This window comes from Cytobacillus dafuensis (assembly GCF_007995155.1).
Classification (GTDB): Bacteria; Bacillota; Bacilli; order Bacillales; family Cytobacillaceae; genus Cytobacillus; species Cytobacillus dafuensis.
This window is the reverse complement of the sequence record NZ_CP042593.1, coordinates 4252573-4273089: the sequence shown is the minus strand read 5'-3', so window position 1 is coordinate 4273089 and position 20517 is coordinate 4252573. Positions and strand designations below refer to the sequence as shown.

General features: G+C 35.9%; 20 protein-coding genes. 16 read left to right on the top strand and 4 right to left on the bottom strand.

Going from position 1 to position 20517, the window contains the following annotated elements; genetic code table 11:
* The first annotated feature begins 287 nt into the window (after positions 1-287).
* The 9 genes from FSZ17_RS20460 to FSZ17_RS20415 all read left to right on the top strand — a co-directional run bounded on the left by FSZ17_RS20460 (position 288) and on the right by FSZ17_RS20415 (position 7840).
* Positions 288-1400: an ABC transporter substrate-binding protein gene (locus tag FSZ17_RS20460; RefSeq protein ID WP_057773822.1), complete on the top strand. Its 1113-nt coding sequence runs from the start codon at positions 288-290 to the stop codon at positions 1398-1400.
* Entirely contained in the window at positions 1390-2229 is an 840-nt protein-coding gene (locus FSZ17_RS20455; RefSeq protein WP_057773820.1) for an alkaline phosphatase family protein, read from the top strand. The genes FSZ17_RS20460 and FSZ17_RS20455 overlap by 11 nt, the downstream gene beginning before the upstream one ends.
* Before the next feature lie 94 nt (positions 2230-2323).
* Complete coding sequence (locus FSZ17_RS20450) at positions 2324-3178, top strand: ABC transporter permease (protein ID WP_057773818.1); 855 nt, start codon at positions 2324-2326, stop codon at positions 3176-3178.
* Positions 3175-4047, top strand: a complete 873-nt coding sequence (locus FSZ17_RS20445) for an ABC transporter permease (protein WP_057773816.1) — start codon at positions 3175-3177, stop codon at positions 4045-4047. The genes FSZ17_RS20450 and FSZ17_RS20445 overlap by 4 nt, the downstream gene beginning before the upstream one ends.
* The gene (locus FSZ17_RS20440) at positions 4047-5060 is read left to right on the top strand and encodes an ABC transporter ATP-binding protein (RefSeq protein ID WP_057773814.1); all 1014 of its coding nucleotides are present in this window, start codon (positions 4047-4049) and stop codon (positions 5058-5060) included. Before FSZ17_RS20445 ends, FSZ17_RS20440 begins: the two co-directional genes overlap by 1 nt.
* A gap of 36 nt (positions 5061-5096) precedes the next feature.
* On the top strand, positions 5097-5879 hold the full coding sequence (locus tag FSZ17_RS20435) for a DeoR/GlpR family DNA-binding transcription regulator (RefSeq protein WP_057773812.1): 783 nt from the start codon (positions 5097-5099) through the stop codon (positions 5877-5879).
* 300 nt (positions 5880-6179) lie between these two features.
* Positions 6180-7052 carry a Cof-type HAD-IIB family hydrolase gene (locus FSZ17_RS20425; protein ID WP_057773808.1) on the top strand — a complete coding sequence of 291 codons (873 nt, stop codon included), beginning with the start codon at positions 6180-6182 and terminating at the stop codon, positions 7050-7052.
* Between the two features lie 97 nt (positions 7053-7149).
* Positions 7150-7521 carry a DMT family transporter gene (locus FSZ17_RS20420; protein WP_057773806.1) on the top strand — a complete coding sequence of 124 codons (372 nt, stop codon included), beginning with the start codon at positions 7150-7152 and terminating at the stop codon, positions 7519-7521.
* Positions 7522-7525: 4 nt separating this feature from the next.
* The gene (locus FSZ17_RS20415) at positions 7526-7840 is read left to right on the top strand and encodes a DMT family transporter (protein ID WP_057773804.1); all 315 of its coding nucleotides are present in this window, start codon (positions 7526-7528) and stop codon (positions 7838-7840) included.
* Between the two features lie 346 nt (positions 7841-8186).
* Here FSZ17_RS20415 and FSZ17_RS20410 read toward each other — a convergent pair whose 3' ends face one another.
* Positions 8187-9269 carry a GIY-YIG nuclease family protein gene (locus FSZ17_RS20410; RefSeq protein WP_407643457.1) on the bottom strand — a complete coding sequence of 361 codons (1083 nt, stop codon included), beginning with the start codon at positions 9267-9269 and terminating at the stop codon, positions 8187-8189.
* A 260-nt stretch (positions 9270-9529) separates the two neighbouring features.
* On the opposite strand from FSZ17_RS20410, the gene FSZ17_RS20405 reads away from it, so the two are divergent.
* Positions 9530-9898: a PH domain-containing protein gene (locus FSZ17_RS20405; RefSeq protein WP_057773800.1), complete on the top strand. Its 369-nt coding sequence runs from the start codon at positions 9530-9532 to the stop codon at positions 9896-9898.
* Positions 9899-10223: 325 nt separating this feature from the next.
* Complete coding sequence (locus FSZ17_RS20400) at positions 10224-11207, top strand: alpha/beta fold hydrolase (protein WP_228460244.1); 984 nt, start codon at positions 10224-10226, stop codon at positions 11205-11207.
* Between the two features lie 168 nt (positions 11208-11375).
* On the opposite strand, the gene FSZ17_RS20395 is transcribed toward FSZ17_RS20400, so the two are convergent.
* On the bottom strand, positions 11376-13589 hold the full coding sequence (locus tag FSZ17_RS20395; protein ID WP_057773797.1) for an S-layer homology domain-containing protein: 2214 nt from the start codon (positions 13587-13589) through the stop codon (positions 11376-11378).
* A 197-nt stretch (positions 13590-13786) separates the two neighbouring features.
* On the opposite strand from FSZ17_RS20395, the gene FSZ17_RS20390 reads away from it, so the two are divergent.
* Entirely contained in the window at positions 13787-14527 is a 741-nt protein-coding gene (locus tag FSZ17_RS20390) for a kinase (protein WP_228460243.1), read from the top strand.
* 108 nt (positions 14528-14635) lie between these two features.
* Here FSZ17_RS20390 and FSZ17_RS20385 read toward each other — a convergent pair whose 3' ends face one another.
* The gene (locus tag FSZ17_RS20385; protein WP_057773795.1) at positions 14636-14836 is read right to left on the bottom strand and encodes a hypothetical protein; all 201 of its coding nucleotides are present in this window, start codon (positions 14834-14836) and stop codon (positions 14636-14638) included.
* 39 nt (positions 14837-14875) lie between these two features.
* Entirely contained in the window at positions 14876-15922 is a 1047-nt protein-coding gene (locus FSZ17_RS20380; RefSeq protein WP_057773794.1) for a flavin-containing monooxygenase, read from the bottom strand.
* 235 nt (positions 15923-16157) lie between these two features.
* Between FSZ17_RS20380 and FSZ17_RS20375 the strand changes: the two genes are divergently transcribed.
* From FSZ17_RS20375 to FSZ17_RS23545, 4 genes are all read left to right on the top strand, one after another.
* Positions 16158-16802, top strand: a complete 645-nt coding sequence (locus tag FSZ17_RS20375) for a hypothetical protein (protein WP_057773792.1) — start codon at positions 16158-16160, stop codon at positions 16800-16802.
* A 570-nt stretch (positions 16803-17372) separates the two neighbouring features.
* Positions 17373-18842, top strand: a complete 1470-nt coding sequence (locus FSZ17_RS20370; RefSeq protein WP_082625300.1) for an anion permease — start codon at positions 17373-17375, stop codon at positions 18840-18842.
* A 245-nt stretch (positions 18843-19087) separates the two neighbouring features.
* Entirely contained in the window at positions 19088-19933 is an 846-nt protein-coding gene (locus FSZ17_RS23550) for a fumarate hydratase (RefSeq protein WP_057773787.1), read from the top strand.
* Positions 19934-19945: 12 nt separating this feature from the next.
* Positions 19946-20503: a Fe-S-containing hydro-lyase gene (locus FSZ17_RS23545; protein WP_057773785.1), complete on the top strand. Its 558-nt coding sequence runs from the start codon at positions 19946-19948 to the stop codon at positions 20501-20503.
* The last annotated feature ends 14 nt before the right edge of the window (positions 20504-20517 follow it).

The window sequence follows — 20517 nt, the reverse complement described above, 5'->3', positions numbered from 1 at the left end:
TGCCTGCAGCGGAAATCAACAGGGAAGTTTACATAGTTTAAGAAAAACACGATATAACAAGGCTACAAACCACTTTCTCAAGATGGCTTTGCGGCCTTTTTGGTCTGTTTTTGTGGATTTTTATGGTTGTTTTGAAAATAAAAGCTAATGAATTGGAAATTAATGCAGTGCTGATTTACAAAACCTTAATATTGGATTAATGCGGGATTAACAGTGTGGAATTATGATTAAAACGTAACAAACAGTAATGAATGTTAAAAAAACCACATCAATTGGAGGTACTTTTAATGAATTCCACATTTAAGAAAAAGGGTTACAAATCTATTCAAGCTATGATGTTAGGTTTAGGAGTAATAGGATTAACTGCTTGTGGTGCTAAAAAAGAGGAAGCTACTCCAGTTGTAAGTGATACAGAATCACTAAGCCTGGAACAAATCGAAACAAAAGCAAAAGAAGAGGGAGAAATTAATAGTGTTGGTATGCCTGATTCATGGGCTAACTGGGGTGAAACGTGGACAGAAGTTACAGATAAATACACATTGAAACACAGTGATACAGATTTATCCAGTGCTGAAGAGATTGCAAAAATGGAATCTGAAAAAGAAAATGCAACTGCTGATATTGGTGATGTAGGGATTGCCTTTGGTCCAATCGCGGAACAAAAAGAATTGACGATTCCTTATAAAACTTCCTATTGGGACGAGGTACCAGAATGGGCAAAAGATGACAACGGAGATTGGGTTGTTGGTTACCAAGGAACGATTGCATTCTTAACGAATAAAGAATTGGTAAAAAATCCGCCAAAATCATGGGATGACATCTTAAATGGAGATTACAAAGTAACAGTTGGAGATGTTCAACGTGGTGCACAGAACCAAATGGCCGTTCTTGCTGCTGCGATGGCATACGGCGGTGATGAATCAAATCTTCAGCCAGGAATTGACTTTTTTGCGAAGCTTGCTAAGCAAGGTCGTCTAAGCTTAACAGATGCTAAACCAGCTAACATCGAAAAAGGGGAAGTAGAAGTTGCTTTAGTATGGGACTTCAATGCCCTTGGTTACGCTGAACAAATTAATCGTGATCAATTTGATGTGTGCATTCCAAGTGAGGGTTCAGTAGTAAGTGGTTATGCAACAATTATTAACAAATATTCGAAACATCCTCATGCAGCGATGGCGACTAGAGAATATATTTTAAGTGATGAAGGACAAATTAACTTAGCTAAAGGATTTGCTCGTCCAATTCGTGATGTAGAGCTTCCAAAAGAAGTAGCTGAGAAAATGGTTCCAGAAGAACAGTACAAAAATGCAAAACCGATCGAAGACCCCAAAGCATGGGAAGAAACAGTGAAAACATTGCCACAGGTTTGGCAAGAAGAGGTGTTAGTAAATGTCAAATAATAAAGTAATCGCCATTGTTGTGGATGGAATGAGATACGATAAAGCATGCGAGGCTTTAGGATTTCTTCAGCATTTAGTTGAAACGAATCAGGCATCACTTTACAAGGTGAAGTCGGAGCTTCCTAGTCTTTCCCGCCCATTATATGAAGTGCTATTAACGGGTACACCGGCATCAGTGAATGGCATTACGTCCAATCAAGCGGTCCGACTATCTGCCGAGAAAAGTCTCTTTCATCTAACGAAAGAGAATGGTTTAAGAAACGCAACGTCATCGTATTTCTGGGTAAGTGAACTTTATAATCGAGCGCCTTTCCATTTCATTGAAGACCGTGAGCAAGAGGATCCATCCAAGCCAATTCAATACGGAAAATTTTATTGGGATGATGACTATCCAGACAGTCATGTGCTAATGGATGCAGAAGCTTTGCGCAGAAAGCATGACCCGCACTTTTTATATATCCATCCAATGGGTGTAGATGTAAAAGGTGAAGCGTTTGGATCGGAATCGAAAGAATATCGTGAACAAATCTTAAAAGTGGGAAGCTTATTGGCTCAGCTTCTACCAATTTGGATCAAAGAAGGCTATCATATTTTAATCACATCTGATCATGGTATGAGTGAAACTGGTAACCATGGTGGCATTACTAATGGTGAGCGTGATGTACCGCTCTTTATCATCAGTCCAAAAGTAGAGCCAGGCGTGTACAGTGAAGAAATTCCACAATTAGCTTTTGCACCACTCGTTTGTGAGCTATTAAATATTGCGCCTTCTAATAAAATGATTTCATATCAATTACCAGGTCTAAAACAGAGTATCTCTATTAATTAAGGCTTTCCCCCCTGTAGAAGGTTTTTATTGGAATTGGTTTAACAAATAGTTAAACCAATTCCATATATGTTAGAAAATAGAGGAGCGAGAAGTCTTGCGAAAAATAAAAAAACAAAAAATTTATTTATTTGCTCTTTTATTGCCATTTATTATTTTTGTTATAGGTTTTGAAATAGGACCATTAGTGGCAATGATTAAAAATAGTTTATATGCTGACGATGGAATCACAGTAACAATTAATCAATATCTCACCATATTTAAAAGTAAATTTTACTTATCAGGCATTAAAAATAGCCTTATCATTTCCTTAATTTCCGCTGTAGTCTCAGTGACTGTAGCAGTCATTGCCGCTTATTCTTTTACAAAGTTTTCGTCAAAAATACAAAATCGACTATTGATGATTGCCAATATGACTTCAAATTTTGAAGGAATTCCGCTTTCATTTTCATATATTATTCTACTTGGAAACAATGGGTTGTTTACGTTACTTTTTGCTAAGCTCGGTTGGGATTTGTTTGCCGATTTTAATTTATATTCCTGGACAGGACTCATTCTCGTATATGTTTATTTTCAAATTCCGCTTGCTGTTATGTTAATCTATCCTTCTTATCAAGGAATTAAGCAACAATGGAAAGATGCCTCCTCATTATTAGGAGGATCAAAAGCATCATTCTGGTTCCGAATCGGGATTCCAGTTCTTTTACCTAGTATTGTAGGGACATTCAGTATTTTGTTTGCTAATGCGATGGGAGCATACGCTACAGCCTATGCATTGGTCGGCAGTAACTATAATTTGATGTCATTGCAAATTGCTTCACTAGTAGCTAGTGACGTTACATTAAAGCCGCAATTAGGCAGTGCGTTGGGAGTTCTTCTAGCATCCACTATGATTCTGGCGATGTGGTTCAACGAGCGCATGATGCGTCGCATTAGGAGGGATTTACGATGAAATCTTCATTGACTTTTCATAAAGTGGTTGTTGGAATTCTAGTTTTATATTTATTAATTCCGCTTATCGGAACGTTTTTATTCTCGATTGCTGGTAAATGGGATCATACGATATTACCTGAGAATTATACAATGAAATGGTATATTGAATTATTTCAGGATGAGAGATTCTATGATGCCTTTAAACGAACGCTGTTCTTAATTGTCATGTCCGTAGGTCTAAGTGTTGTCATCATGCTTCCTACGATCTTTATCATCTCAGTCTATTTCAGTAAATGGGAAAGATTACTGCAGGCAGCAGCGATGCTTCCTTATGGAATTCCTCCTATTGTTGGAGCTGTTGGATTGATTAAATTATATTCAGATGGACCCATTCCGATTGCCGGCACACCTTGGATATTAATTGGTGCTTATTTCATTACGATTCTGCCATTTATGTATCAAGGTATTCGGAACAGTCTTCGCACGGTTAATGCGGTGCAGCTTGTGGATGCAGCTGAATTATTAGGTGCTACAAAATTCCAAGCATTTCGTACAGTGGTGTTTCCAAATATTATTTCTGGTATTTTAGTGTCTACTTTATTATCAGTTGCTCTCTTATTCAGTGAGTTTGCTTTGGCCAATTTACTTGTCGGGGGCCGTTTTGAAACCCTGCAAATCTATCTTTCTGACAAACTAAACAGCAGTGGTCATTTAACAAGCGCAATTGTTATTACTTATTATTCTGTGATTTTACTTTTAACGGGGACCGTATTAAAGCTGACATTTAGAAAGGATAAAGGTCCTATCATGTCAGGAAAAAAACAATTTCTATCATTTTTTAAAAAAATCTTCCGTCAAAAAAATACAGCATTAGAAGGTGAAAACTAATGAGCTATGTAACGATTGATCAAGTAACGAAAAGCTATGATAATCAAGTAGTTTTAGAAAACATTTCATTAACATTAAAAAAAGGAGAATTTGCTACACTCCTTGGACAAAGCGGTTGCGGAAAGAGTACATTATTACGCTCCATTGCGGGACTTGAAGGTGTTAATGTTGGAAGCATTTTAATTGATGGAAAAGATATTACTAATTTATCACCGCGTCAGCGTGAAGTCGGAATGGTGTTTCAGTCTTATGCCCTTTTTCCCAATATGAACGTTTTTGATAATATCGCCTACGGTCTTAAAATGAAGAAGGTAAAGAATATCAAATCTAGAGTTAATAAGATGATTGAACTGGTTGATTTAATTGGCAAAGAGGAATCTTACCCTCATCAATTATCCGGCGGACAACAACAAAGGGTTGCTCTTGCCCGTGCGCTTGTCATGGAGCCAAAAGTGCTGCTATTGGATGAACCTTTAAGCGCATTAGATGCAAAAATTAGAAAAAGCCTGCAAAAAGAATTGAAGAGAATACAGAAAGAATTAGATATTACAACGATTTTTGTTACTCATGATCAAGAAGAGGCCATGACGATGTCTGATCGAATTTTTGTCATGAATAAAGGAAAGGTTGTACAATCTGGTTCCCCATCCGAAATTTATACCACTCCAGCCAATACATTTGTTGCAAAGTTTATCGGCAATTACAATGTGTGTAGTATGGATGTGTTCCATAAACTTGTTCGAAGCTCAGAATTAAAAGGGGATGAAGTCGCTATTCGTCCCGAGGTTTTACAATTAGTTTCTCCAGGAGAAGATTGCCCGGATTTACAAGAAAACTGGGGAATCAAAGGAGTTATTAAAGATGTGACGATGACTGGGAATGTATTAAGATATGAAGTAGAAGCAGATGATTCATATCTCCATGTAGACTATCTTCACCACCGAGGATTAATGTTTGAACAAGGATCACGCGTTCAAATTATTGTACCGAAAAAAGAATGCATAGTTTTATAAATAAATAAATAAATAAAGCGCTTATGGGAGTAAAAAATGACTGTTTTGCCAGAAGAAAGAAAGAATGAAATTTTAAAAGAACTGAATAGAATGGGAAAAGTAAAAGTCATGGAATTGGTTGCCCAATTTCATGTTTCAGAGGAAACAATTCGACGTGACTTGATGATCTTAGAGGAAAAAGGACTTTTAAAAAGGGTTTACGGTGGAGCTATAAAATCTGTCTTTCAATTTGAAGAACCACCATTCACGCATCGTACTACTGTTAACCAAGAAGCAAAAGTGAAAATTGGGAAAAAAGCAGTAGAGCTTATTTCAAACGGTGATGTGATTATCATTGATGTAGGGACAACGATGCTCGAATTTGCGAAGTGTATTGAAAATAAAAAAGACATTACCATTATCACTAATTCCCTGCCGGTTTCTTCTGTGTTAACAGATTCATTAAATCAAAATAAGTTTACAGGTCAGGTTTTATTACTTGGTGGACAAATTGATCCGAAGCAGCAATCTATTAGCGGAAGTTTTACCGAACAACTGTTAGATCAATTTAATCCTGATAAAGCCTTCATTTCAGCAGGTGGAGTTTCTATTAAAAATGGTGTTAGTAATTATCATTTGCATGAATCATTAGTTTCACGGAAAATGGTCGAGGTATCAAAGCAAGTGATCATGCTAACGGATTACTCAAAAATGGGTGTTGATACGTTTTGTAAGGTTTGTCCTCTCGAAAAAGTCGATGTGATTGTTAGTGATCAACCATTTCCAGAGGAATGGAGATCTCATTCCAAATTAGAGGAAATCAATTGGATTGAAGCATAATCGATCCGAATTGGTACCAAAAAAGTGTGAAGAGAGAGTTCTCTCTTTTTTTCATTGGCCATGTTAATCTTCCCTGTTGATTTCCGCTGCAGGCACTTAGCGATCGCGGGCAGTCCGGGAGCCTCCTCGTCGCTATCGCTCCTGCGGGGTCTCCCTTTGACTCGCTTCTCCCGCAGGAGTCTCGCGCCTTCCGCTTCAATCAACAACAAAATAGTATTATCAACACAGAGCTTTAACACAGTCTTTTCATAAGTAAGCAAAAAATAATTAATAGATTGAAAGATAAAGGAGCTAAACACCATGGCGTTCATTGCAATTGATTTAGATGGAACATTATTAAACCACCAGAATGAGATAAGTGAAGAAAATATTAAAGCCATTAAATATGCCCAAGAAAAAGGGATCGAAGTGGTCATTTCAACAGGTAGGGCTCACTTTGATGTTCAAACAATTTGTGAGAAAGCTGGAATCTCTACATTTGTAATCGGTACAAATGGGTCAACGATTCATTCAAAGGATGGAAAGAAAGTTTCTTCTATTACAATAGCAAAAGAGCGTGTTGAAGAAATTGTAAAATGGCTCGATGATAGGAATTATTATTACGAAGTGTTTACGGATAAAGCCATTTATACGATTAAAAAGGGAAGAGAACAATTCCAAAATGAGATCAATCATCTTAAAAGCTTAGATTTAGATGAAGATATGAAAGAATTAGTGGATGTTGCGGAAAGACAATTTGATCAGTTTGGATACGTTTTAGTTGAAAACTATCATGATATTCTAAATCAAGAAGAAGAATTTTTTAATATTTTAACATGTTCATTTGATAAAAAGAAATTAGAGGAAGCATGGAACCAGTTCAAAGAGATTAATGAGTTGATGGTTGTTTCATCTGCTGATCACAATATTGAAATGACGAATAAAAATGCTTCAAAAGGATTAGCCCTTGAAAAATTAGCATTCTTAATGAATGGCTCCTTAGAACAAGCTATGGCTATAGGGGATAGCAATAATGATGTATCGATGCTTCAAAAAGTTCGATACAGTGTGGCAATGGGAAATGCAAATGATGATATAAAAGCTATTTGTACAATGACAACCCTGAGTAATGATAAAAATGGCGTAGCACATGCCATCTATAAATATATGGATAACTTAGCGGTTTCAAAATAAGGATGCGCTTTAGGACTTTTAACAAATCTTCCTAGTATTCTATCGATTAAATACAAAGAGAAGAAAAAGAAAGTCAACGTCGAGGGAGAACAACAGTATGGCTTGGATTTATATAATAATAGCAGGACTTTTAGAAATTGTCTGGGTGATCGGTCTTAAATACTCACACGGATTTACAAAATTGATACCTAGTATCATAACAATACTTATCATACTCTTTAGTTTCTATTTACTTTCAAAAGCCTTACATTCCATACCATTAGGAACTGGTTACGCTATTTTTACTGGTATAGGGACGGTTGGAACAGTTCTAGTTGGAATACTATTTTGGGAAGAATCCATTAATCCACAGAAGTTATTTTTTGTCACTCTAATATTATTTGGAATCATTGGGTTAAAAATTATTCCAGAAGAACCAAAAGAATTAATGGATATGATTCGAAACAGGTTTCACAAGGTTAGGGGATGATTGAATGTCATGGATTTTTCTTCTCATTGCCGGCATTGCCGAAGTTGGCAGTGTGATAAGTCTGAAACAAGCAGACGGATTTAAAAAATTACTCCCCACTATATCATGTGTCATTTTTGGAAGTTTAAGTTTTTATTTCCTTTCCTTGTCCTTAATTTCTCTTCCAGTAGGGACTGCCTATGCAATTTGGACCGGTATCGGTTCTGTTGGAAGTGTTTTAGCAGGAATGATCTTCTTTAAAGAACCAAGAAGTTTAATAAGAATCTTTCTGATTATGTGTATTGTTACAGGTGTTATTGGTATAAAAATGACAGCCTGATACAAATACATGAACAAGCGTTATCAGGAAAACAATCATGGGTCTCCTTGGTCCATGATTGTTTTTTTATAAGGCTCTTTTCGCATATATTGTTGCTTTTGCCATCAAAATTTGCCCGTTGATTTCCGCTGCGGTCACTTGCTTTCCGCGGGGAGAGACGTGAGCCTCCTCGGCGCTTGCGCCTGTGGGGTCTCACGCTTCCCTCCATTCCCGCAGGAGTCAAGTGCCCTCCGCTCCAATCAACTCAGATCGTTAAATGAAAATTGCATTAAAAACAACAAACTTTACGAAAAACACCTTTTATAAACTATAAAAAAGGTTCCGGCTTTTAAAGGCTGTCCTCAAGTCATTTTCCTCTACTTTTGGGACAGCCCTGTCTAACATCCCTCAATAATTTGCTAACTGCCACATCAATACTAGAATGTTTCTCCGTATTCAGCCATTTTTCCGGAATGATGAAATAGAAGCAGTTGTTACTTTTTAAATAAGAATAAATAATTTGTGCTTCATCGATTTCATCTTTGCTCACATCCGTGGATGGAATGGGAGCATGATTGTTGAAGTACGTGATAATATTTGTTTTTATTTTTTCAATTAGCTGTTCTTTGTTTTCGGTATCGAGTGAAAATTTCTGATGATAAAGGACGTTGGTCCGCTTAATGAGAAAAAGTTTAATCGTAGTTTCATTTAATTTTTCTATGATTACGAGATTATGATTTTTTTCTGTGAATTCAATCATCATTTCTTTATTTAAAAGAGCGGATACGGTTTGAATATGATCTCGATATTTAGAGGCAGCTTCAAATTCGAATTTTTCAGAAGCGGTTACCATCATTTGCTTCATATCTTCGAGAATCCTCTTATCATTGCCTTGAAGAAAAGCGATAAATTTGTCTATGATTTCATTGTATTGCTGTACGGCAGGCCCCCCAAGACACATGCCAAGACACAAGCCTAATGAATAATTCAAGCAAGCCGTATTCTTTCTTGTAGGATTACTGCAGCATAATTTAAAACATTCCTTTATCCCTTGGATCGCTCTTTCAACACGACTTTTGCTTGTAAATGGACCAAAATAAAGATTGCCGTCATGTTCAATAGGGTTATGAGCAATCTCAATCTGACGAAACTTTTTGTCCATTTTGATGACAATATAAGTAAAGGACTGTGGATTTTTCATGATTCTATTATATAGTGGCTTATGCTTCTTAATTAATTGACATTCCAGCAGAAAAGCATCGAATTCTGTATCTGTTAGGATATAGTCAAAATCCTTCAAATGCTTTTTAAGCTTATTCACCTTAGGAGAATGATTTTTCGAGTTTTGGAAATACGATTGAACGCGATTCTTTAATTTTTTTGCCTTCCCCACATAAATGATTTGACCATGGGAATCTTTCATAAGATAAACACCTGGCGATAAAGGCAGGTTCTTTACTTTTTCGGTTAATAAAATATGTTTTCATCCCTTTACTGGATATTATGTATCTAGTATTTTATCACGAGATTGAAAGAGCAGTTGTTTTTTTAGCGTGAAAAACGGTTGTTGAATTCAGTAAGGGTATTTCGACGTTGTATATTTAATAATAAATGCACTTGATACAATTAATATCTCTATGAAAAAGAAGGTTTTTTCCACCAGGTACAGAATGATATAAGATAAAAAAATATTTTGTCGGAGGTACCTTTATGGCTGCAAATCAAAGCATTTTAGAATGGACATTAGTTTCAGAATGTCCTATACCAAATGACGTCAATGAAATACTGGTAGAAGGAGAAGAAGCAATTGCTGCATATAAAACATTTCGTGATAGTGCTATTTTTACAAACAAGAGATTAATTGTAAGAGATGCACAAGGTTTATCAGGAAAAAAGGTTGAGATTTATTCTTTGCCTTATTCATCCATTAATATGTGGTCAACTGAGAATGCGGGTAGTTTTTTTGATGTTAATGCAGAGGTTGAATTATGGACGAGAGCAGGCCATATTAAAGTAAATATAAAAAAGGGTGTTGATGTTCGTAAGTTTGACAAATTAATTGCAAATGCTATTTTATGATGCAAGAAAAAATAACATTCTTAGTAACTTAATTAACATAAATATTGACTAGAAAAGTCATGCATGCTTTTTGTCAGCATCAATATTATTTTGATTTATAATAGGGATGAAACCTAATATTGTAATAATGAAAAAATCCGTACGCACATTCATCAATCTGTGCATACGGATTTTTTATTTTTCAACCTCTCACATTAGGAGCTTTTTTTAAATGAATTTTAACCTTTCCACTAACCTCTCTTTAACCTTCAAGGCTTAGGATTGATGATAGGAATGGAAAAAACCGTACAGGCCAAGAAAATTTATATAGGAAGTAGTGGAAAGAATGAAAACTAAAAAGAAGTTTAGATTTTGGAAGATTACTAGAAATATTTTATTGATGATAGCTGCAGTCCTCCTTGTTTGGATCGCTTTCCATCATGTTATGAGTAAATATGAACAAAAAAAGTACCCAGCACCAGGGCAATTAGTTGAAATAGATAATAAGAAAATGCATGTCTATACAAAAGGTGAAGGTGAGCATACGATTGTCTTATTACCGGGACTTGGTACTGCAGCACCTGTGTTGGATTTCGAGCCTCTAATGAATGAAATGGCAAAAAATAATAAGGTTGTCGTTGTAGAGCCTTTTGGATATGGTTGGAGTGACTCAACTGATAAGGAAAGAACCGTTGAAAACATAGTAGAAGAAATAAGAACGGCTTTGAAGAAATCAAACATTGAAGGGCCATACATATTAATGCCTCACTCTGTATCTGGCATATATAGCATGTATTATGCTAATAAATACCCAAATGAAATTGAAGCCATTATAGGGAATGATCTCACCCTGCCTCAAGCGGTGAAGTATTTTAATGAACCTGCGCCAACTTTGCCCAAATATATGAGCCTGCTTGCACCAACTGGAATGGCAAGATTGGTTTCATATATCAACCCAAGTGATGTCTTGCCTATAGCGGATAAAGGAACTTATTCTGATGAGAATATAAAGATGACGAAACACATTTCTGCTTGGAAAGGTATGAATAAAAATGTAGTGAATGAAGCAAGTGAAATGGAAAAAAACATAATGAAAACGAAAGACATGTCATTTTCTCCAGACTTGCCTGTCATGATCTTTGCTAAGGATATGAAAGATAAAGTAAGTGGAAATGGGAAAACCAATATTACTTTTTATCAATCGCAATTAAGTAATGTAACGACAAATAAACTCGTCACTTTAGAAGGACATCATTATCTCCATTGGACGCAGTATAAGGAAATGTCCAAAAAAGTTAATGAATTCATAGAAACTTTTGAGAGAGATTGATAGAATGTACTATCGAACTTTGGGGCAGAAAAACCTTAATCACTCGTGAAAAAACAATAATTAAATTGTTTTCGAATTGGCCTGATTGCGTTGTTATGGAGCTTCAATATATAAACGAATATATAAATAATATCCGCCCAAAAATGGGCGGATACTTGATCCAAACGCTTAATAATAATGGATTTCTATTCCTTTTTTATAGAACTCATGAGCTAAACGAACATTAGACACTGCTAATTGTGCATACGTAACTTTTTGGTCAGGGTTGAAGTTGTTTTTGTTAGCAGATAATAAATTTAATGAGTGTGCTAAGGCAACAAATCCAATGTTTTCAGGTTGTACATCTTTTGCATCTGCAAACTTAAGTTGATAGATGCCTTGATTTTTTGCTGCTTGGTCGAGTTGCAATGCGCGTATATACCAAACTGCTAATTCTTCTCTTGTAAGGTGTTCAGCTGGATTGAAAGTGTCTTTTTCTTTATCAAGAATACCTAGCGTTACTGCACGTTCGATCACTTGATATAAAGGATGCTCAGGAGGAATGTTTTTAAATGATTGACTTTTATTCTTTTGACCTGGGAAGCTGTCATGGATTCGAGTGAGTGACTTCGTAATCATTTCAATGGCGGCACCTTTTGTTATTTGTGCATCTGGATTGAATGTTTTCACATCCCCAATATCTAATATTCCAGCATTGATAAGATAATTTAGCTCTTCCTTTGCCGACGGATGTGAAATGACTTGACGATTCTTCTTAGTAACCACACTATTCCATTCGCCTTTGTTTGCATCTAAAAAGTTAAACGGATTCTTGTTGAATACTGGTGTATACACAAGACGATAGTGATCCTTATTTTGACCCGATCCTTCTTTAACATATTGAAGATTTAAGCTTAGTTGTTCAAAAAATTTAGCTGCTGCTTTCTCTTTTGGGATGACTTTGTCTGTAGACGGCCAGTTTTTAATATCTGAACGATTAACATTCAGACTGTTTAAAGAACCATCAGCATGAACACTAACAAAAATGTGATCACCATTTACGAGAATATTATTTTCTACTCTTGGAAAGATAAAATGATAAATCCCTCTTTCATCTTCAAAATTAGCTTCTCCTAACGGCATTGCATAGTTGTGAAGATAAGATGGTGAATACTGTTTTAAATACTTCACTGCTTGATCAAGAGCCTCTTTACTAGAAATCGTATGACTACCTTTTTTGTTTTCAAGTACGTCACGCTTGAGATCATTGTACTGAATGATATCGCCTGTATGTTTATCTAATTCCAAATTTGTCCCGCTTCCACCATTACGGTATTCGTACATATACTGAATGCTAATGATTTCTTGGCCATTGTGATTTTTTTCTTCATTAATTGATTCAATCCTTAACTTAATATCATTGGAATCAACCTTGAGCAATGTTTCGGCCAATGCCTTCGCTTCTTCTAGAGAAAAATTGGTTTTCTTTGGTCCGATCGGTTGAGCAGAAATGAGCTCAAGCTTTTTTTCCTTTGGAAGCTCGGCAGAAAAACCATTTGCGGTTTGCCATTCACCAGAAAGGGCATGTACACTTAGTACGTCACTTGTTGGGTGATAAACGAGATTCACATGTCTGTCACCTGTTTGATAATCAAAATCTATTTTATACTGTAAATCAATAGAGACATCTTCTTTAATCTTCGAAATAATCTTGTTTTCAGGCAAAGCCTTCGTTACATCATCAAATGATTGAGATCCCATATCCTTTGTACTGCGATTAAAATTACTGACCACTCCATTACCAAGCACTGTTATATGAATCCGTTGGTCTGAAATAGGTACTTTATTTTTTGTTTGAACGAAAGAAAATGGATAGCTGATGGGTTCTGTAAGTATTTGAGTACTTGGGAAGTAGTCGTAGAGGTCAAAATCTTGCAGTTGATATTCACCGCTGTTAGGGAAATTTTTCAGGAACTGTTTAGCCACTTCTTTCGCTTTTTCTTTTGTTACTTTTGCTGGAAATAAAGCATCTACAGCATTAGCTGGTTGATAATTAAAATTTTCAATCTCTAATTGATCACCAACAAAACTAACATATCCATATTCTTGTTTCCCGTTTACTTTTTTGTGAAAGTTTAAGTCATATCGAATCGTATCATCACCAGGAAAATGATGGCCGCTCCCCATATGGAAGTCACTATCATTTAAATAATTAAACTGGGGGAAAAATTCCCTGAATTTCTTTATAAGCTCATTTTTTGTAACAACCTTTTCTGCCTGTGCGATTTGTACGTTAGTATGATTCTTATTTACTAGTGATGTTGCGCTTACTCCTGGGGCTAGAATTCCAATGGACAATCCAGTAGACAATGTTAAAATTCCGAGTTTCCTCAAGTTTCTCAAAAATAACCCTCCTAATATATAGTTGCAATCCCAATTATATACTATATTATGAAAATTGTGGAATTAAAACTTAAATCTTGTTTTAGAACGGATAAATTGATTTCAATAGGGTTTAACTTTTATATTCTATTAGTTGGGTACATTTCTAGAACAACTATGGCTATTTTCTTTATTTTTAGAAGAAGTATTTGTATATTATGATAAAATCTAGTTATTGCAATGGATTTATTTATTTGGAAGCTGAAGAGGGATGGCGGCAAGATAACAGTATTTATTTTCAACAATTAATGTATGACGGAATCGGGGATGAATGGATGTCCATTAAAGAAATAACAGAAAAAATAATATTTCAATTTTCAATAATTTCCAATAAAGATCGTCCTTTTATAGTTGGAATAGATGGATTAAGCGGGGCAGGAAAAACGACATTAGTAAAAGAAATTAAACAAGAATTAAATAAGAATAACGTTGATACAGTCGTTTTCCATATTGATGATCACATTGTTGAAAGAAATAAACGATATGAAACAGGACACGAAGAATGGTATGAATTTTATTATTTGCAATGGGATGTTAATAACTTGACAACTGATTTTTTTGAAAGGCTACATAATCGCTGTCATAATATATCTTTATCTTTTTATGATAAATTTACTGATTCAACTTCAACGAAACAAATGACAGTAGCTGCTGACAGTATTGTTCTTATTGAGGGTGTATTTCTGCAAAGAAAAGAATGGAGAGGGTTCTACGATTTTACTATTTTTATTGATTGCCCTCGTGAATTGAGGTATGAAAGAGTCTTAAATCGTGATTCGTATATTGGGGATCTTCAAGATAGACTGAATAAGTATGAGCGAAGATACTGGCCGGGTGAACAACATTACTTGGATACAGAAAAACCAATTAGTAATGCAGATTTGGTATATGACGTATAACTCTGAATCAATTTATTTCAAAAAAACCATCATGGATCAAGAGTGATCCATGATGGTTTTTTTACCTACATTTGCGAGAGGAGTAACCTACTCCTTAGTTGGAACCTTTCAGCCCCCTTCAATACAGGTGGTTTCCGAGCTTCCGATTGATTCATTTAACTCCTTTAGTAACTCCGTGAGTATTTCCGGATGAATGGAATCTTGCAATAAAATCGTTGTAATTGGAACATTGTGTTTTTCAAATACTTTTCTTGTATTTTCCCAAGCTTCCAAAATGGATAGGGGAGACATGTTTGGTTGGATAACCATGCGAATTCCTCCAGTCAATATATGTACAATAATATTATATTAGCATTCTTTATCAATCACCTTAAATAAAAACTCTGCATCATTCCCTACTCCTAAGAGGAGGGAAGATCCTCTTTTATGCAGCCAAGGCAGCCCTAAAAAATAAAACCCCTTTTTATTAGTGATACCACGAGTATGAATAGGCTGTCCATTTTCATTTAATATTCCTTCGATTTGAATCCAGCTATAATCGGCTTTAAAGCCAGTAGCCCATATTATGTTTTGCACTTCAAGTTTTTGATTATTTTCAAATTCTACTTTCTTATCGGTAATTGTTATCGTTCTAGCGTGTAGGTGAACTTTACGTTCTTCAACTAAATGTTTTAGATCAAAGCCAAAAATGGGGTCTCCTAATTTTTGTATTCTTTTTCCAACGACTGATTGGTTCGTAGCTTTTAGAATTCCTACTTTGTCAAACCACCAAAAAGAGCTTTTTCCGAAAATGGTTAAAGGGAAATATCGAATTTTTTGACCCACTGAAAGGTGAACTTCTCGAGTTTCTGAAAGTTCAGCTGCAATTTGTGCCCCTGAGTTCCCGCCACCAACAATTAGGACATTACCAGGTTGTAATTGATTCGAATTTTTATATTCGGAAGAATGGATATGGTAAATATCAGAACTTGAATTCTTTGAAATGGTCGGAATAAATGGCGTATGAAAAGGACCAGAAGCAACGACCACTTGCTTTGAAAGAATCGTTCCTTTATTTGTGTAAATGCTATAAAAACCTTCTTCTTCTTTAATTTTATTAACATCGGTCTCAAGTTGTAAAGGCAAGCTGAAATGTTTTGCGTAGTTTTCAAGATAATTTGCAATCTCATCCTTCGTAGGAAATTCGTGACCATTTCCTTTCAGTGCTAATCCCGGCAATGAGCTGTAGGCTCTAGGTGTAAATAAAACTAAAGAATCGTATCGCTCTCTCCAAACTTCTCCGACTCTAGCTCTTTTATCAACTATGAGAAATTTATTTTGTTTTTGTGATTTGGATAACCAATATCCCATTGCTAAGCCAGCTTGACCAGCACCAATAATAACGACATCTAACATTTTAGAACACCCTTTTTTATTATTCAAATATTCATTTGATTGTTATTACCAATTATAAATGAATAAACTTTATTATTCAAACAAGTATTTGAATAAAGATTTTTTTCAGGTGCTTTCCGAAGCAAAAAGAGTACTTTAAAAAGATTACAGCCTTTTTTAATAAAGAAGGATGAAATTTGAAATTAAAACCAAAATAATAAGGACATTTTTACAATATTAAAAAGGAGCAGATTAAATGAAAAAACAGTTACTGAAGTTAGCGTTATGTTTAATGACTTTTGCTATAATTTTTTCACCATTATCAACAAATGCGCAAGCAAATGTACCTCAAGGACAGTGTATTAGCCCAGCTGCATGTAAGCTGAAGGGTGACTTAAGGAAGCTTTGGACGGACCATGTCATGTGGACAAGGCTTTATATTGTTGGTGCTTTAGCAGGTCTAGACGATAAAGAAAAAGTATTAGCGAGATTATTACAAAATCAGGAGGATATAGGGAATGCTATCAAGAGTTATTATGGAGAAGAAGCAGGCAATAAACTGACTGAGCTGTTAAAGCAGCATATCCTCTTAGCCGGAAAAGTAGTCGATGCGGCAAAAAGCGGTAACAAAGCTAATTTTGAAAAATTTAATAAAGAGTGGTATAAAAATGCTGATGATTTAGCAGATTTCCTTAGCAAAGCCAATCCAAATTGGTCGAAAGCAGATTTAAAGAGGTTGTTAGAAATGTATTTAGCTTTAATAACAGAGGATGTTACTGCAAGACTGGTAAAAGATTGGGATGCGAGTGTCGCTGCTTTAGACAAAGGGATAGATCATATCATCAAGATTGCAGATACACTATCAAAAGGGATCGTTAAACAATTCCCTAACAAATTTTAAAAAGTGACCAGTTATCGCAGATTAACGGGCAGTAAGACCCCCACTTCAAGGTTGAGAGAGAATTAAAGAAACCTAAGTGGGGGATCAACTGCCCGTAAAGGCCCGATTGGTTCAACTAACCATCAGTGGGGGATGAAAGAAAACCCCCACTGATGGAAGTTTCACTTTATGATCATATTTACTAAAGCAATAAATGAACACCGTTCTATTTCGAACGGTGTTTTGTGTGTTTTGATTCAGGAATTACACTATTATCAACTTGTTAAACTTAGAAAATATTTACTTTTCTTACTTTTTTTACTTACAAAACAATTAATATACTTACAAAACGAGCTCATTTATTTCCAAAAAAACTATTGGGTTAAAAAGTAAGTAGTATTGAATTAGGAAATAAATTATTAACAATTTCGGAATCGGGGGTGCAGCCTGTGATCAGATGATTCTTTTCTAAGGATCGGTCTATAGAAAATCTAATCGTTGCAGATTTTTTTCGGAATGTTTGTGATAAACTTCACAAATTGAAGCAACCTTTTTGAAGTATTTTCATTCGCTCTATTAGGAGGATAAACTATGACTCAAGCAGTAGCAGAATCAAAGTCAAAACCAAAACAATCAAAAAGTTCAAAGTCAGAAAAAGAAGTGAAAATAATTCCTTTATTGATCGTGCTAGCCATTGGTACGGCACTGTGGTTTATTAATGCCCCATCCGGGTTAGATGAAAAAGCATGGCATCTATTTGCTATCTTCGTTGCTACCATTGTTGGTTTAATTATAAAGCCATTGCCAATGGGGGGAGTTGCGATCTTGGCAATTACAGCGACTGTTCTTACAGGAACATTGGAATTACAGGACGCATTAAGTGGTTTTCAAAATACAACCATATGGTTAATTGTTATTGCCTTCTTTATTTCTAGAGGTTTTATAAAAACGGGCTTAGGAACTCGTGTAGCATATATTTTCGTGAAAAAATTTGGTAAAAAGACATTAGGATTATCGTATTCATTACTCGTAAGTGACCTTGTATTAGCACCAGCTATGCCAAGTAATACTGCTCGCGCTGGGGGAATCATATTTCCGATTATTAAATCGCTATCCAGTACATTTGGATCTTCCCCTGAAAATGGAACGGGAAGAAAGATGGGAGCATTCTTAACAAAAGTTGCTTTCCAAGGAGATATGATTACTTCTGCCATGTTTATGACAGCAATGGCTGCAAACCCTTTAGCTGTTTCCATTGCAGCGGATGTAGCAGGCGTTGATATTACTTGGACTGGATGGGCTGTCGCAGCTTTTGTTCCAGGGATAGTTAGCTTAATTATTATCCCATTAGTGATATATAAACTGTATCCACCTGAAATTAAAGAAACTCCTGGTGCGTCCCAAATGGCTACAAAAAAGCTTCAAGAAATGGGAGCACTGAAAAAATCCGAATGGTATATGATTGGTATCTTTTTCTTAATTCTTGCTTTATGGATTTTTGGAGAAAACATTGGAATTGGAGCTACAACAACGGCATTGATTGGTTTATCGGCATTGCTTTTAACAGAGGTATTAACGTGGAATGACATCAAAAAAGAAGAAGGAGCTTGGGATACGCTCATCTGGTTTGCTGCGCTAGTTATGATGGCAACCTACCTTAATGAATTAGGGATGATCCCATGGTTTAGTGCACAGATTGAAGGATTAGTAAGTGGCTGGTCTTGGATAGTTGCTTTAATCGTTCTAGCTCTAGTTTACTTCTATTCACACTATTTCTTTGCTAGTAATACTGCCCACGTAAGTGCGATGTATGGGGCATTTTTAGCAGTAGCAATCACTGCAGGAGCACCAGCGATGTTGGCTGCTTTACTTCTAGCATTTTTTAGTAATTTATTTGCTTGTACTACTCATTACGGATGTGGACCAGCCCCAGTATTTTTTGGATCGGGTTTTGTTTCACAAAATAAATGGTGGTCACTGGGATTAATCATTTCAATTATTCACATTTTAATTTGGGGCCTTGTCGGTGGAGTTTGGTGGAAAGTTCTCGGACTTTGGTAGAAGACTAGAGGAAAATACCTTGTAAAGGAAAGAGGATAATGACAAAATCGCGATGCTGTAATGCTAACTTAGTGAAGGGTGAATATGTTGATTCTTTTCATGGTAGCGATGATGGATATGAGTTAAAGATTCCTTGTTATATATGTGAAAAATGTAAAAAAGTCGAACATGAATTTCAAATTAAAACATCTAACGTTTACGAACCATTCGCTTCATAGAAATAATTTTAACGAGGAGGAATTACTTTGAGAAAAGTATCGGTGAATGAAATTATTAAATCTGTAAGAGAAATGTGCATAAGTGCTGCATGTGATCTTCCTGCAGATGTTGAGAAATTAATTAAGGATGCCGTAAAAGTAGAAGAGTCACATTTCGGTCGATACAGCTTAGAGAAGATTGTAAAGAACGTTGAGTTAGCAAGAAAAGAACATGCACCTATGTGCCAAGACACTGGAATTGTTGTCATATTTGCAGAGATAGGGCAAGAAGTCCAAATTATTGATGGTCATTTTGAAGATGCAATCAATGAAGGAGTAAGGCAGGGGTATGAAGAGGGTTATTTAAGAAAGTCTGTAGTTGAAGATCCTGTATTAAACCGTAAAAATACAGGAGATAATACACCAGCTGTTATTTACACAGAGATTGTTCCAGGGGACAAAATTAAAATTCAAGTCCTACCAAAAGGAGCAGGAAGCGAAAATATGGGTGCCCTAAAAATGCTTAAACCTGCAGAAGGACTAGAAGGAATTAAGGATTTCGTTATTAAATCAGTTACTCAGGCGGGAGGTAATCCTTGTCCACCAGTAATCGTCGGTGTTGGGATTGGAGGAACAATGGACAAGTGTGCATTGCTTGCAAAAAAAGCACTCGCTCGTTCGGCCGGTGAACCACATCCTAACCAAGAGTATGCTGCATTAGAGAAAGAACTATTAGAAAAGATTAATAAGCTTGGAATTGGACCACAAGGATTTGGAGGCAAAGTAACCGCATTAGCAGTTCACATTGAAACTTATCCAACGCATATTGCAACAATGCCAGTATCTGTGAATCTTAATTGCCATGCTGCCAGACATAAAGAGGTTGTACTTTAAGGAGGGAAGAAAATGTCAGAGATTAAAAAGCTAACCACTCCTTTAACGGAGGAGCAAATAAAAGGACTAAAAGCGGGAGATCAAGTTTCAATTACAGGTGTTATTTATACAGCCCGTGATGCAGCTCATAAAATAATGGTTGATGCAATTGCTCAAGGTGAGGATTTGCCCGTCAATCTTGAAAACCAGGTTATCTATTATGCTGGACCAACACCTGCGAAGCCTGGAAAAGTAATTGGATCCTGTGGGCCTACCACGAGTGGAAGAATGGATGCTTATTCGAAAGCAATGATCGAGCAAGGGCTTAAAGGAATGATCGGAAAAGGACCAAGAAGCAAAGAAGTCATTGAGGCTATGAAAGAGTATGGGGTTGTATATTTTGCTGCGATTGGTGGAGCGGCCGCCCTTATTGCCGATTCCGTAAAGGAAGCAGAGGTAATTGCCTTTCCTGAGCTAGGTCCAGAAGCAATTCGTCGGTTAAAGGTTGAGGATTACCCATGCATTGTAGCAATCGACAGTGAAGGAAATAATTTATACGAAATTGGAGTTCAACAATTTAAAGAAGAATAATACACCAATGGCTA

Bases quoted from the DNA above. Each gene is read 5' to 3' on its own strand.
- FSZ17_RS20460 (WP_057773822.1), top strand. From the start codon at position 288: ATGAATTCCACATTTAAGAAAAAGGGTTACAAATCTATTCAAGCTATG.
- FSZ17_RS20455 (WP_057773820.1), top strand. From the start codon at position 1,390: ATGTCAAATAATAAAGTAATCGCCATTGTTGTGGATGGAATGAGATAC.
- FSZ17_RS20445 (WP_057773816.1), top strand. From the start codon at position 3,175: ATGAAATCTTCATTGACTTTTCATAAAGTGGTTGTTGGAATTCTAGTT.
- FSZ17_RS20440 (WP_057773814.1), top strand. From the start codon at position 4,047: ATGAGCTATGTAACGATTGATCAAGTAACGAAAAGCTATGATAATCAA.
- FSZ17_RS20435 (WP_057773812.1), top strand. From the start codon at position 5,097: ATGACTGTTTTGCCAGAAGAAAGAAAGAATGAAATTTTAAAAGAACTG.
- FSZ17_RS20425 (WP_057773808.1), top strand. From the start codon at position 6,180: ATGGCGTTCATTGCAATTGATTTAGATGGAACATTATTAAACCACCAG.
- FSZ17_RS20420 (WP_057773806.1), top strand. From the start codon at position 7,150: ATGGCTTGGATTTATATAATAATAGCAGGACTTTTAGAAATTGTCTGG.
- FSZ17_RS20415 (WP_057773804.1), top strand. From the start codon at position 7,526: ATGTCATGGATTTTTCTTCTCATTGCCGGCATTGCCGAAGTTGGCAGT.
- FSZ17_RS20405 (WP_057773800.1), top strand. From the start codon at position 9,530: ATGGCTGCAAATCAAAGCATTTTAGAATGGACATTAGTTTCAGAATGT.
- FSZ17_RS20400 (WP_228460244.1), top strand. From the start codon at position 10,224: ATGAAAACTAAAAAGAAGTTTAGATTTTGGAAGATTACTAGAAATATT.
- FSZ17_RS20390 (WP_228460243.1), top strand. From the start codon at position 13,787: ATGATAAAATCTAGTTATTGCAATGGATTTATTTATTTGGAAGCTGAA.
- FSZ17_RS20385 (WP_057773795.1), bottom strand. From the start codon at position 14,836: ATGGTTATCCAACCAAACATGTCTCCCCTATCCATTTTGGAAGCTTGG.
- FSZ17_RS20380 (WP_057773794.1), bottom strand. From the start codon at position 15,922: ATGTTAGATGTCGTTATTATTGGTGCTGGTCAAGCTGGCTTAGCAATG.
- FSZ17_RS20375 (WP_057773792.1), top strand. From the start codon at position 16,158: ATGAAAAAACAGTTACTGAAGTTAGCGTTATGTTTAATGACTTTTGCT.
- FSZ17_RS20370 (WP_082625300.1), top strand. From the start codon at position 17,373: ATGACTCAAGCAGTAGCAGAATCAAAGTCAAAACCAAAACAATCAAAA.
- FSZ17_RS23545 (WP_057773785.1), top strand. From the start codon at position 19,946: ATGTCAGAGATTAAAAAGCTAACCACTCCTTTAACGGAGGAGCAAATA.